14 protein-coding genes are annotated in these 13,377 nt (G+C 52.2%); 10 read left to right on the top strand and 4 right to left on the bottom strand.

Going from position 1 to position 13,377, the window contains the following annotated elements; all coding sequences use genetic code 11:
- The first annotated feature begins 11 nt into the window (after positions 1-11).
- From ACJJIZ_RS00875 to ACJJIZ_RS00830, 10 genes are all read left to right on the top strand, one after another.
- Positions 12-377: a cupin domain-containing protein gene (locus ACJJIZ_RS00875; protein WP_444914935.1), complete on the top strand. Its 366-nt coding sequence runs from the start codon at positions 12-14 to the stop codon at positions 375-377.
- Between the two features lie 216 nt (positions 378-593).
- Entirely contained in the window at positions 594-2,531 is a 1,938-nt protein-coding gene (gene acs, locus ACJJIZ_RS00870) for an acetate--CoA ligase (protein WP_444914934.1), read from the top strand.
- A 197-nt stretch (positions 2,532-2,728) separates the two neighbouring features.
- Positions 2,729-3,145: a hypothetical protein gene (locus ACJJIZ_RS00865; RefSeq protein ID WP_444906581.1), complete on the top strand. Its 417-nt coding sequence runs from the start codon at positions 2,729-2,731 to the stop codon at positions 3,143-3,145.
- Positions 3,146-3,291: 146 nt separating this feature from the next.
- Positions 3,292-3,669: a VOC family protein gene (locus ACJJIZ_RS00860; protein WP_444892625.1), complete on the top strand. Its 378-nt coding sequence runs from the start codon at positions 3,292-3,294 to the stop codon at positions 3,667-3,669.
- A gap of 25 nt (positions 3,670-3,694) precedes the next feature.
- A complete protein-coding gene (locus ACJJIZ_RS00855) occupies positions 3,695-4,081 on the top strand; it encodes a DUF6632 domain-containing protein (protein ID WP_444914933.1) in 387 nt (128 codons plus the stop codon).
- A 165-nt stretch (positions 4,082-4,246) separates the two neighbouring features.
- Entirely contained in the window at positions 4,247-5,746 is a 1,500-nt protein-coding gene (locus ACJJIZ_RS00850) for a catalase (protein WP_444914932.1), read from the top strand.
- 56 nt (positions 5,747-5,802) lie between these two features.
- Positions 5,803-6,273: an ankyrin repeat domain-containing protein gene (locus ACJJIZ_RS00845; RefSeq protein ID WP_444914931.1), complete on the top strand. Its 471-nt coding sequence runs from the start codon at positions 5,803-5,805 to the stop codon at positions 6,271-6,273.
- A 159-nt stretch (positions 6,274-6,432) separates the two neighbouring features.
- On the top strand, positions 6,433-7,419 hold the full coding sequence (locus ACJJIZ_RS00840) for an SrkA family protein kinase (RefSeq protein ID WP_444914930.1): 987 nt from the start codon (positions 6,433-6,435) through the stop codon (positions 7,417-7,419).
- Positions 7,420-7,435: 16 nt separating this feature from the next.
- On the top strand, positions 7,436-8,248 hold the full coding sequence (cysE, locus tag ACJJIZ_RS00835) for a serine O-acetyltransferase (protein ID WP_444914929.1): 813 nt from the start codon (positions 7,436-7,438) through the stop codon (positions 8,246-8,248).
- A gap of 92 nt (positions 8,249-8,340) precedes the next feature.
- Positions 8,341-9,153: a GNAT family N-acetyltransferase gene (locus ACJJIZ_RS00830; protein ID WP_444914928.1), complete on the top strand. Its 813-nt coding sequence runs from the start codon at positions 8,341-8,343 to the stop codon at positions 9,151-9,153.
- Here the strand turns inward: ACJJIZ_RS00830 and epmA are convergent.
- The 4 genes from epmA to ACJJIZ_RS00810 all read right to left on the bottom strand — a co-directional run bounded on the left by epmA (position 9,140) and on the right by ACJJIZ_RS00810 (position 12,739).
- Positions 9,140-10,093: an EF-P lysine aminoacylase EpmA gene (epmA, locus tag ACJJIZ_RS00825; protein WP_444914927.1), complete on the bottom strand. Its 954-nt coding sequence runs from the start codon at positions 10,091-10,093 to the stop codon at positions 9,140-9,142. The two genes, ACJJIZ_RS00830 and epmA, sit on opposite strands and share 14 nt — an antisense overlap.
- A gap of 53 nt (positions 10,094-10,146) precedes the next feature.
- Positions 10,147-10,719, bottom strand: a complete 573-nt coding sequence (gene efp / locus ACJJIZ_RS00820; RefSeq protein WP_108731510.1) for an elongation factor P — start codon at positions 10,717-10,719, stop codon at positions 10,147-10,149.
- A gap of 312 nt (positions 10,720-11,031) precedes the next feature.
- Complete coding sequence (locus ACJJIZ_RS00815) at positions 11,032-11,826, bottom strand: aldolase (RefSeq protein WP_444911975.1); 795 nt, start codon at positions 11,824-11,826, stop codon at positions 11,032-11,034.
- 202 nt (positions 11,827-12,028) lie between these two features.
- Positions 12,029-12,739: an iron-containing redox enzyme family protein gene (locus ACJJIZ_RS00810; RefSeq protein WP_444914926.1), complete on the bottom strand. Its 711-nt coding sequence runs from the start codon at positions 12,737-12,739 to the stop codon at positions 12,029-12,031.
- Between the last annotated feature and the right edge of the window lie 638 nt (positions 12,740-13,377).

Genomic DNA, 13,377 nt, shown 5'->3' with positions numbered 1-13,377 from the left:
TAGGTATAAAAGTGAATTCTAAAGTTATCAATTTTAAAGAAAAATTGAACCTGTTCTCGGAGCACTGGTCCCCTAAAGTGATTGCCGAGATGAACGATTACCAGTTTAAATTGGTTAAGATCCAGGGTGAATTTACCTGGCATGATCATCCCGATACCGATGAGGTGTTTGTTGTAATTTCCGGGCATATGCAGATCGAGTTTCGCGATAGTGTCATATCCCTTGGACCTGGTGAGATGACGGTAGTACCAAAGGGTGTGGAGCATAAACCCAGAGCTGAACAGGAATGTGAAGTACTATTGATTGAGCCTAAAGGGGTCGTTAATACGGGCGATGCCGGTGGAGATCTAACTGCGAAAAATGATGTCTGGATCTAAGTGATTGAGCTGTTAATCAACTTTCTTTTACTGTTTGCTTGTCTGATTAACTTGCACCTTTCAGGGCCTGCGTTGGATTGTCTTCGCCCCATGCCAAATTTTGAGATGAGGGGACTGTTTCGCAGCGGCTATGTTATAAAGTGACAAGAATAAAGCTCTAATAAACTCAGATTTCTCTAGGCTAGCCATGCCACGCTAATAATAAAGGAGAAGATGATGTCTGAAGTGCATGTCCGCCCCGTTCCCCCAAGTTTTGCCGCTAACGCGCTTATTAGCGCCGAAGACTACGAGACAATGTACCGCCAGTCGGTAGAGAGCCCAGAGGCGTTTTGGGCACAACAGGCCAAGGACTTTTTGCAGTGGGACAAGCCGTTCACCCAGGTTCTTGAGGAGGATCTGCACAAAGGTCATACCGCCTGGTTCTCCGATGGCCAGTTGAACGTAACCGTAAACTGCATCGATCGGCACCTGGCAAGCCGTGGCGAGCAGACTGCGATTCTGTGGGAGGGAGATGATCCCGCTGATAGTAAGGCAATCAGCTATCAGAGCCTTTATGAAAATGTGTGCCGCTTGGCCAACCTGCTGAAATCCCGAGGGGTTAAAAAGGGAGATCGGGTGTGTATTTATATGCCGATGATCCCCGAGGCGGCCTACGCCATGCTCGCCTGTGCCCGTATCGGTGCTGTGCACTCGGTAGTATTTGGTGGTTTCTCCCCGGTGTCCCTGAAAGACCGTATTCTCGATTCCGATTGTCGCCTGGTGATTACTGCTGATGAAGCGGTTCGCGGCGGTAAGCGAGTACCGCTTAAAGCCAATGTGGATAAAGCGCTGGTGGACTGCCCCAATGTGCATACGGTCATTGTGGTTAAACACACGGGCACACCGGTAGACTGGGATAGTAAGCGGGATATCTGGTATGGCGAATCCATAGGTGAGATGGAGCCGGACTGCGCGCCTGAAGTAATGGGAGCGGAGGATCCTCTGTTTATCCTTTATACCTCGGGCTCTACCGGTAAACCCAAAGGGGTCCTGCATACCACTGCCGGCTATCTGCTGATGGCCACCATGACCTTCAAATATACCTTTGATTACCGCGAGGGAGAGATTTTCTGGTGTACTGCCGATGTGGGCTGGATCACTGGGCACAGCTATATCGTTTATGGACCATTGTGTGCCGGGGCCACCAGTCTGATGTTTGAGGGCGTGCCCACTTTCCCGGATGCCTCACGCTTCTGGCAGGTTGTGGATGAGCATCAGGTCAATATTTTCTACACCGCGCCGACAGCGATTCGGGCGTTGATGGGAGCGGGTGACGAGTTTGTAAAAGCCACCGAGCGCAGCTCCCTGCGACTTTTAGGCACCGTGGGTGAGCCCATAAACCCGGAGGCCTGGGAGTGGTATTACAGCGTGGTGGGCGATGAGCGCTGCCCGATTGTGGACACTTGGTGGCAGACTGAAACCGGTGCGCAGATGATCACTCCACTGCCCGGTGCCATGGCTCTGAAACCCGGGTCGGCAACCCGGCCCTTCTTTGGGGTACAGCCCGCGCTGCTGGATAGTGAAGGCCGGGAGATTGAAGGGGAGGGCGAGGGCTCTCTGGTGATTAAAAAGAGTTGGCCCTCCATGATTCGGGATGTGTACGGCAATCGCCAGCGAATGCTGGATACTTATTTTTCCGCATTCCCCGGCTATTACTTTACTGGCGATGGTGCCCGCCGCGATAGTGACGGTTATTACTGGATTACAGGGCGCATTGACGATGTGTTAAATGTCTCTGGACACCGCCTGGGAACAGCTGAGATTGAGAGCGCCCTGGTACTGCACAATGATACAGCGGAGGCAGCGGTGGTAGGTTATCCCCACGATATCAAAGGGCAGGGGATTTATGCCTTTGTAATGCTCAAATCTGGCCATAAGCCCAGTGATGAGCTGAAGGCTGAATTAATTGAGCTCTGCCGTAAGGAGATAGGGCCAATTGCCAAGCCTGACTTTATCCAATGGGCGCCTGCACTGCCAAAAACGCGTTCCGGCAAAATCATGCGGCGTATCTTGAGGAAGATTGCCTGCAATGAGCTGGATAATCTGGGAGATGTTTCCACTCTTGCCGATCCCACTGTGGTTGACGCATTGATTGATCACCGCGAAAATCGCTGACCATAGGTGTGGCGCGTGAAGGTTTTATTGGCCGGGCATAGCCCGGCCTTTTCATTGGGGCAAGAGGTTAAATTCCTCCCCGGTTTTTGCGCCATTTTCAGCTAAATAGACAAGTAAATGCCTGCTGCTTTGCACAGTTAGTAACCCTCTAACTCCGGATATTGTTTTAAGGGTATTTACAGCTAAGGAGATTCCGTTTGGAACAGGGACAGTACCTCTGCGATCACTACCGCTTCGCCGCCGATCAGCGCCTCAAGGTTTTTAATTTTTTTGTTGTGTTAACCATGTTTGTTGAGGGCGGAATTTTCACTGCCATGGAGAAAGACTTCCACCCTCTAATCCTGGCGTTGCTGGGAGGGTTTGTGGTCATACTGGTAACCGTATTTTGGCTGATGGACATTCGCAGCCGCCAGCTTCTCAAGCTTGCAGTTCCGGCACTGAAAACCCTGGAAATGGGATTCCCGGAGGAAGCGAGAATTTTTTCCAACGATGCCATTCGCCGAGGTGACTTGGCCCGTTACACTTTCGCTTTCAGGGTTTTGTTGGTGGGGCAGCTGTTCTTTGGTCTGGGCGTCGCTTCTTACGGTATTTATCACTGGTATATCTCCCCCTAATCCCAACCTTGCAGTGGCGGGTATGATTGCATGAAGTGAACCACCTGCCACAACCTCCTCTTTGTCTCGTACGTTTAAAAGTCAGCGCTGCCGGCCTCTCTAGGCTATCTTGCAGAAGTATCCGCTTCCCTCCCGAGGTTTATACGATGCTTGATCATATTCGCCTTTATGTGCACAGCTATGAACGCAGTAAGGACTTCTATCAGCAGGCGCTGATGCCGCTTGGATACCAGTTAGTGATGGAGTTTGAGGATTGGGCGGGCTTTGGCTGGGCAGATAAAGCGGAACTCTGGATTCGTGGAGGGACCAGCACCACTCCACAATTGCATATCGCCTTTCGCGCTGAAGAGCGGCAGGTGGTCAGGGAGTTCTATCGCTTGGCCCTGGAGGCCGGGGGTAAAGACAATGGCGCACCGGCTGTCTACGAACAATATCACCCGGATTATTACGCCGCCTACGTACTTGATCCCGATGGACATAACCTGGAAGTGGTGTGTCATTTACCAGGGGACTTACAGGAATAAGTCGATTGAGATTTGGGAGTCATTTATGAACGAGGTAACCCGAGCAAAATACCTGCCAATAGCGCTGGTCGTTGTAGGAGTGCTTTTTATTCTGGCGATTTACCCGATGATGATGTGGATTTGGCCGGAAGGGTGGGGCTGGACTCCGCGGCAGCCAGAATACGAGCAAATGATTATCGGTATTTATGTCACCTTGGGGGTGTTTTTAATACGCGCTGCAAAAAATCCCGCCGCAAATGTCAGTTTAATTTGGTTCACTATATGGTCCAGCCTTGTACACGCCGTCATTATGTTGGTGCAGGCATTGGTGGATAAAACAGAGCGAATCAATTTGATGGGAGATATTCCCGCACTTTTTTTGATTGCCGCTGTGCTTTGGTACCTTATGCCCAGGCGAAAAAAATCTGATTGAGCATTTACTTTATTTTGACTTGCTAAAAAATCTGAATTGCTCTTTCTGACTCACCGTTATTGATCCCTGCTATAAGAGCGATAACAAGGTCTAATTTCCCGCTTATTGTTCTCCCCTATAAGCTCTACTCCTGTAATAGAGATGGCAGTAGAGATAAATAATCCCATGAAATACTTACCCTTATTTGCATTAACTATCAGTCTGATAGGCGGTGCCAATGCAGAGACATTGACTCGCGATAATGGCGCACCTGTCGGAGACAACCAGAACGCACAAACTGCTGGAGAAAATGGCGGTAATTTGCTGCAAGATGTTCAACTGATTCAAAAATTGCAGCGTTTTGCTCGTGAACGTATTCCCGAGCGTGTAGTTCATGCTCGTGGAACTGGTGTTCACGGTGAATTTGTTGCGACGGCTGACCTCAGTGATTTAACCCGCGCAGCGGTGTTTGAGCGCGGTAGTAAAACGCCAGTGTTTGTGCGTTTTTCAACAGTAATCCACTCAAAAGGTTCCCCGGAAACTCTGCGTGATCCCCGTGGGTTTGCCACCAAGTTTTATACGGAAGAGGGTAACTGGGATTTGGTGGGTAACAACCTGCCGGTATTTTTTATCCGCGACGCGATTAAATTCCCGGATATGGTTCACTCCCTGAAGCCTTCCCCGGTGACTAATCAACAGGACCCCAACCGTTTCTTTGATTTCTTTAGCCATGTGCCGGAATCCACCCATATGCTGAGCTGGGTCTATTCCGATTACGGAACACCGGCTAACTTGCGCCAGATGGATGGCTGGGGTGTTCACGCCTATAAATTTATCAATGACAAGGGTGAAGTGAACTATGTGAAATTCCACTGGAAAACCCGTCAGGGTATCAAGAACCTGACTGCGGAAGAGGCAGCAGAAATTCAGAGCAAGGACTTCAGCCACGCAACTCGCGATATGTATGCCGCGATTGAAAAAGGCGAGCACCCCCAGTGGGATCTGTTTATTAAAGTTCTGAAGCCCTCCCAGCTTAACAGCTTTAATTACAACCCCCTGGACGCCACCAAAATGTGGTTGGACGTGAAGGAAACCAAAGTCGGCACCATGACACTCAACCGTGTGCCCACTAATTTCTTCCAGGAAACTGAGCAATCCGCGTTTGCGCCGGCCAATATTGTTCCGGGTATTGAGCCTTCGGAAGACCGCTTGTTACAGGGCCGCGTGTTCTCATATTCCGATACGCAAATGTATCGCCTGGGGGCCAATCACCAGCAATTGCCTATCAACCGGCCCCTCGTTGCAGTAAGTAACTGGAACCAGGATGGAGCGGGTAACTACGGCCAGCAGACTTCAGATGTGAACTATCAGCCGAGCCGCATCGATGCGCGCAACGAGGACCCCAAAGGTCTTTATAGCAACAAGGCATTGAATGGCAGCACCCAGCAAAAGGCCATTGAAAAGAAACTGCCATTTGCCCAGGCGGGTGCTTTCTACCGCAGCCTGAGTCCTGAAGAGCGTCAGAACCTGATTGAAAACCTCGCTGGTGATCTGGGTAAAGTGAGTGATGAAAACACTAAGCACATTATGCTGAGCCACTTCTATCAAGCGGACAAGGACTACGGACAGCGCTTAACCAAAGCAGTTGGTGGAGATCTGGATCGCGTGAAAAAACTGGCCCGGTAATTTTTACCCAAGTGCGGGCGACAGAGGTCGCCCGCTAAATTTATACAGGTGAAATTATGAGATCATTTTTATTCGCACTACTCTTTCTCACCCTGGGGGTTCAGGCAGGGGAGCCGGAAAAAACGGAATCTGATTTTATCGAACTCTCCCAGTATTATTTTGCCGCAGCCAGGATTGGTGATACCGAGGTGCTGCGTGAATTTTCGCAAGCGGGTTTCCCCCTGGATGTACGCAGCCCGAAAGGTTATACGGCACTGATGATTGCCACTTACAACGGCAACGGGGAGGCTGTGGACTATCTGTTGCAGAGAGGTGCAGATGCCTGTGCCCAGGATCGCCGTGGCAATACTGCCCTGATGGCAGCGATTTTTCGCGGTGAGTTTGCCCTTGCACGAACCCTGCTAAAGCAGGATTGCGATTCGCAGCAGGTGAATACGGCCGGCCACTCCGCAGAGGATTTTGCCGAAGTTTTTGGTCGTGACCAAATGGTTCAGCTATTGCAGCAACAGCGGGCAGATGGCGACTAAGACAGTTTTTTGTGCGGTTGGCATTGGATGGTGTCACCGCTCCTGTCCTGCGTGAAATCCTCTTGAGTTGGCCGCTTTAGCTTGCGGCACATTTCTCAGTTTGTCCCGGCCCCCGCGACCGCGTTAGCATAGCCAGCTGCAATCCAGTTGGTACCCGCTATGACGTCGAATCATCATCCCTATGAAGCCCTCACGCCGGACGTGGTGATCGACTGTGTCGAGACTACCGGGCTGATTTCCGATGCGCGTATTTTCCCTCTAAACAGTTATGAAAACCGCGTCTATCAGGTGGGTATTGAGGATGCCGAGCCGTTGATTGCCAAGTTCTATCGCCCGGGGCGCTGGAGTGATGAGCAGATAATGGAGGAGCACCAGTTCACCCTGGAGCTGGCAGAGGCCGAAATTCCTGTGGTGGCACCGATACAGTTTGATGGGCGCACCCTGATGGAGTCCGCTGGATTCCGTTTTGCGCTTTTCCCCCGACGGGGCGGTCGCCAGTTGGAGCTGGATAACTTTGATCACCTGGAACAGGTGGGGACCATGTTGGGTCGTATTCATGCGGCCGGCAGCGCCAAACCTTTCAGCTATCGCCCATCCCTCACTTTGCAGCGATTCGCAATCGATAGCCGGGAATTTATCCTGAATGGAGATTTCCTGCCACGTGAGAACCGCGAGGCTTACGCTTCCGTCACGGGCCACATTATCGAACAGATAGCCCCGCTGTTTGAGCGGGACTGGGGTATGCTGCGCTTGCACGGTGATTGTCACAGTGGCAACTTCCTGTGGCGGGATGAGACTCCCTGGTTTGTGGACTTGGACGACTGCCTGATGGGGCCGGCGATCCAGGATATCTGGATGTTGATTTCCGGCAATCGCGCAGAGCAAACCGCTTACCTGGATGCAGTGTTGGAAGGCTATGAAACCTTCTATAGTTTTGATCCCCAGCAGTTGCAGTTGGTGGAGCCTCTGCGCTGCCTGCGGCAGATGCACCACGCTGCCTGGTTGGCACGACGCTGGCAGGACCCGGCTTTTCCCCAGGCGTTTCCCTGGTTTAATACTGCCCGTTACTGGGCAGAGCATATACTGGCATTGCGCGAGCAGCAGTCGGCGCTGCTGGAGCCCCCGTTGACCCTGGGGGCTGTGTAACATGGAGAAAGCAATAATGAATGCGACATGCACCGAGGCTGAGGCGGATCTGATCTGGGAGAAGATTCGTATAGAGGTGGCGCAGCAGGTAGAGCGGGAGCCGATCCTGGCCAGCTTTCTACACGCGACCATCCTGAACCACAATTCCCTGGAGGCGGCGCTCAGCTTTCACCTGGCCAACAAGCTGGACAATGCGGTGGCACCGGCGCTGTTAATTCGCGAGGTTATCGATGAGGCGCTACAAGCTGACCCTTCCATAGGGCATGCGGCGCGAGCGGATTTGAACGCAATTTACCTGCGGGATTCCGCCTGCCACTCCCTGCACGAGCCCTTCCTGTACTTTAAGGGCTTTCACGCCTTGCAGGTTCACCGTGTGGCCCACTGGCTGTGGCAGCAGCAGCGCCGCTCCCTGGCTATGTTCTTACAGCACCGTGTCTCTGTCGTATTCAGTGTGGATATTCACCCGGCTGCGCGTATGGGTGACGGTATATTGCTGGATCACGCGACCGGTATCGTTATAGGTGAAACGGCTGTAGTGGAAAACAATGTTTCCATCATGCAGTCCGTTACACTGGGCGGCACTGGCAAAGAGAGCGGGGACCGCCACCCGAAAATCCGCCACGGGGTTTTAATCGGTGCGGGCAGCAAGGTGCTGGGCAATATTGAAATTGGCGAGTGCGCCCAAATTGCTTCCGGAAGTGTGGTTCTTAAAACGGTACCGGCAAAGGTGTTAGTGGCCGGAGTGCCGGCAAAAGTTGTCGGGGCAGCCACCTGTGCTGAACCGGCATTATCCATGGATCAGTGTGCCCTGTCGCAAGTACAGAAGTAAGGCTTGTCGCCCCGTAGCGAACACCGGCTGCGGGGCTGGGATCACTGGGGAAATGATGCAACGGCACTGTTCTTGGCACTATCCTTTGACCCATGAAATATAGTCTCAGCGCTAAAAATCTTACCTGCCGAAATTTGGAGGCTTATGCGGATTACCGCGCGAGCCTGGTAACTCCAGATTGCACCAAGGAAATTACAGGTATTGTCCGCAGTGATAGCGGCCTGCCTTCCATTGGGCTCAATCAGGTGATTTCCAATATGGTAATGCCGCCGCGCATTATTCAGCGTTTTGCGCTGGATTATTTTGCCGAGCGGCACAGCCCCTTTACCCTTTGGCACAGTGCCACCAAACCCCTGGACAATGACGCTTTGGATGAGATTGGGCTAAAGCGGCGCCAGTCCCTGGTAGCTATGGCCGCCGAGATACCCCGACTCAGCGCTGCCGAGGTTCCGGTAGTGGAACAGCTGACTATTAGTGCGGTGAAAAAGGAGGTCTTGCCTGATTACGGCGCGGTGCAGGCAGCGGCGGCAGGGGAGCTGGAAGGGGCACAGTTGGCGCACTTCTATCAGGGCCTGCAGGAAATCCCCGAGCAGCGACGCGGGCGACTGAAATTATTTCTCGCTAAGCTGGATGGTGTGCCGGTGGCCGCCGGTTGCCTGTTTGCGGCAGCGGATGCACTGGGGCTCTATGACCTGGTGACACTTCCGGATTACCGGGGTCGCGGGATTGGTCGGGCCCTGTTCAAGCATCTGCTAACCGCTGCCCAGGGTAGCCACCATAAAAATCTTGTAGCTTTAGTGCCGGCGGATCGTCAGCAGCTACTGCTCGATAGTGGCTTTTTTGCAGTTGGCGAGGTTGCCCGCTATCAATACACTCCGGCGCCGGCGGCCCCTAAGCCCGACTGAAAGGGAAGGCGATAACTTCCTCTATCGATCGGTAACCGTCTTTTAACATCAGCAATCGGTCGACTCCCAGCGCGACCCCGGCGCACTCGGGCATGCCTTGATCCAGGGCCGCAACCAGACGCTCTTCAAAGGGGTGTACAGGGCGCTGGTTAGTACGACGGTATTCCAGATCTTTTTCAAAGCGGCGCTGCTGTTCTGCGCTGTCTGTCAGCTCCCAATAGCCATTGGCCAGTTCCAATCCACCCACATAGGCTTCGAAGCGCCTGGCTACGGGGGTCCCCTGTTCGTCCGTCACCACTTTTGCCAGTGCCGCTTGCTCTGCGGGGAAGTCGTAGAGCAGGGTGATGCCCTCACTCATGGTGGGTTCCAGGTGGTGACTCATCAGCAGGTCCAGGCACTCACTGCGTTCACGGGGTACAAAAGACAATTCCATTTCCCGCTTAACGCAGGAAATCAGCTCGGCTTCGCTGGCACTGTGGGGGTCCAGTTGCAGCTCCCTTAAAAACAATTCCCGGTAACTGAGGGACTGAACCTGGTCCGTCGCCAAAATACCGCAGAGCAGCTTGGCGACCTCCTCCATCAGTTGGTGATCGTCCCAACCGCAGCGGTACCACTCCAACATGGTGAACTCGGGGTTGTGTCGACCGCCGGATTCGCCCTGGCGAAAAGCCTTGCCCAAGTAGTAGCAATCTCCCAATCCTGCGGCGAGTAAACGCTTTAAACCAAATTCCGGGCTGGTGGCCAGGTAGGCGCTTTCGCCCCGGCATTCGGTGGTGATGGACTCGATATGGGGGTCGCTGGTGGCGCGCTGGGATAGCACCGGAACTTCGGCTTCTACAACATTTCGCTCAGCAAAAAATGTGCGTATTTCAGCGAGTAGCGCAGCGCGTTGGCGCAGGGCTGCAATAGTGGCGGTGGGGCGCCAGGTATCTGTGCTCATGAGGGGTAGCTCTGGAGGTGAGCGGCCGTAGGCCGCTCGAGGGGAGGAGGTACTTAGTCTTCCTTGGCACGGCCCAGGTATTCGGCGGTGCGGGTGTCTACCTTGATGGTTTCACCGATTTCCAGGAACAGAGGAACCTTCACAACGGCGCCGGTAGCCAAAGTGGCCGGCTTGGTGCCGCCCTGGGCGGTGTCTCCGCGCAGGCCCGGATCGGTATCGGTAATTTCCAGGATAACGTGGTTGGGCGGAGTAACTGCCAGCGGAGAGCCGTTGTACAGGGTTACAGTGCAGATATCCTGCTCTTTGAGCCATTTTGAAGCATCGCCCACAGCATCGCTGCTGGCTTGGTGCTGCTCAAAAGTCTCGGGCTCCATGAAATGGTAAAACTCGCCATCGTTGTACAAGTATTCCATTTCGCGATCCATCACGTCCGCCGCTTCCAGGCTTTCACCGGAGCGGAAGGTGCGTTCCCATACACGACCGGTTTTCAGGTTGCGAAGCTTCACGCGGTTGAACGCCTGGCCCTTACCAGGTTTGACGAATTCGTTTTCCACGATTGAGCAGGGGTCGCCGTCCAGCATCACCTTGAGGCCGCCCTTGAATTCGTTAGTGGAGTAACTAGCCATAGCAAATAGAGCCCTTTAAGTCATTTATCTATATGATTTTTAACGAGTTTTTTGTTTCTAGCCGATTCCGGCCAAGGCTGGGCTAACGCCCTCCGCTTCCGCCACAAATGGTAGCCGCAGGTAACTCGTCTGGCTGGGGAAAAGAGACTTCACCGCCAGCCCTGCATGATGGAGCGGGATTATACAGGAGGGTGGGAGCTTGAACGAATACCAGAGAGAAATGGAGGGGAGGTGTTCCGGTTGTTATCGCCAAGCTGTAATTATTGGGACAGCCGGCAGTGCAATGGGCTTTAGCCCATTGCACAAAAGCACTTAACTTAATGGGTCGTCCCCGCCGCCATAACCTTTTCTCTGCATGCGGCGCACAAAGTAAGCAAAAGTCGCTTGCGTGCGTTTTTCCTGGAGGATCCAGTCGTGGGCTTCGCGGCCCAGTTCGGGATCAATATCCTGGATGGTGCCGGCTGATTCAGCCAATATTTGCAGTTTGGCAGCGCGCTCGCACTGAACCGCCATTACACAGGCTTCCTCTACAGAGCGACAGGCCATAATCAGGCCGTGGTGTCCCAGTAGGATTGCGCGCTTGTCCCCAATAGCGGCGGAAATCAGCTCGCCCTCGCTGTTACCCACGGGTACACCCGGCCAGTCTTTGAGGAAGGCAATATCCTCATACAACATGCAGGCGTCCATATGGGAAATCTTTAGCGGGCGCTCCAGCATGGAAAGCGCACATACGTGCATGGGGTGGGTATGCACGATGCAGTTCACATCGGGGCGCGCCCGGTAGATCCAGGAGTGAAAGCGGTTGGCCGGATTGGCCATCCCTTCACCGGACAGTACTTCGAGGTCTTCGTTGACCTCCAATAGATTGGATGAGGTAATTTCATCGAAGCCGAGACCCAGGCGTTGGGTGTAATAAGTGCCGGGCTTTTCCGCGCGGGCGGTAATTTGCCCAGCCAGACCGGAATCGTGGCCATCGTTAAATAAAATTCGGCAAGTCAGTGCAAGCTTTTCCCTCAGAGACCACTCGGGCGTGCTGAGGTGCTGTTTCATTGCTTCACTGGCCCGTTCAACCAGTTCGTTTTTTGCCAGTGATAGTGTTTCAGCCATTGTTATCTCCAATTCTCACAGCAAGTCATATTAATTCTGCGATATTTAATAAATTTTCCTTTTTTATTTTCTTATCGCAGAATAATTTTTAAAAGCCTAACTCAAAATGATTCGATCTCTGTCGAATTTATGTTGGTGGCATTTCCCTATGCCCGTGCTTTCTCCAACAACACCTGTGAGTGGGTTGATAAGTGCTTGCTCATTAAGCTGTAACAGCTTCAGCTTTTTTATGTTTAGTGGAGTGGTAGGCGGTTTCAATAGAATCGAAGAATTGTAAGCGGGCCTCTACAAGGTGGCGCCCGGCTTCAAGCATTATGTCCAGTTGGCTGGGATCCTTGGAGCCGATATCTACCATAATATCGCGAATGGTTTCTGCATGGCCGTCATCACATTCAATATGCAGCAGGAAAAATTGCATTTCTGCATCGGTTACGCCGCAAGAGCGAAATCCGGCAACAATATCTGTATATAAATCGGGTACCAGGGCTTCGGCTCCCAGGCATAGGGCTCCCAATCCTGCGCTGGCCCTGAGGTCCCGACAGTTTTTGAACATGGTATCGATCAGGTGCTGAGTGCCTGGTAAAACTTCTGCGTTTTCCAGGGTCAAACCAAAATGCTCGAGGGTTTCGTGATAGATTTCTGCGTGGGGTTTGGGGCTGTCTGGTTCCAGGCCCAGCTCTTCCATTAGATTTTCGGCAAGCTCCAGGACTTCGTGGTTACTCGGGAGGTTTGCCATCATTGCACAGAGATATCTAACAAAAAATCCACTGTAGATCCCTTGTTGAACCAAAAATATTTTTAATTCGTCCAGCGTAATGGAGCCTTCACGGCAACGCTTCAAGAAAGGATGTGCGCGAGTTTGCTCAATCAGTAGGTCTTTATTGGCTTCAAGCAATTCAAGCTGCATTTCCATTAGGTAATTCCTTTTTGTAATTCTAAACTTACTGTTTGAACACCTTTTAGGTGTTTTATTTATTTCTTGATAGTGTCCGCCTTTGGCGGGGTCGGCAAAATGGTTTTTCTTTGCCGGCGTTTAAATTAACACTGAATTATCCCTATTGTGAATAAGGGAATTATGAATTTTTTGATATTTGTTGATGGTTTTTGGGGGATGTTTTTTCTAGTGATAAAAATTTTATTAATAAAGAATTTTTGCTTTGCTTTATCCTTGCCGAATTTCTTAAGGAAAATGTTTTTTGCTCCCTGAATTCACTGTGGAAATGTCGACTGTGTAGATTTTCTTTGTTGCAGTGGAGTGTTTTGTGGGGTAAGGGTTTTTATTGGTAGGTAGAGTGAATACTTGCTTCGCCGATAATGAGTCTATTCCTAAATTCAGGTAAAGAAGAGTTAAGGAGCCTCTAAATAACTCCATGATACCTCTGGCATGCAGAGCGGTTCACAATCAAGGCGCGGCTTCGCAGGAATGTCTAGACCTTTCAAGAAGTCGCAACGCGGAGTGTGAATCGCTCTGCAAGCCCCGAAGGGCGAGCCTTGAAGGCCACAGCTGCTGCGTTGCAGCTCTTGCAAAGGGCTACGGCCATTCGCGGCGAG

The organism is Microbulbifer maximicatervae (SeqCode) (assembly GCF_052467225.1).
This window is presented reverse-complemented; position numbering and strand designations above follow the sequence as displayed.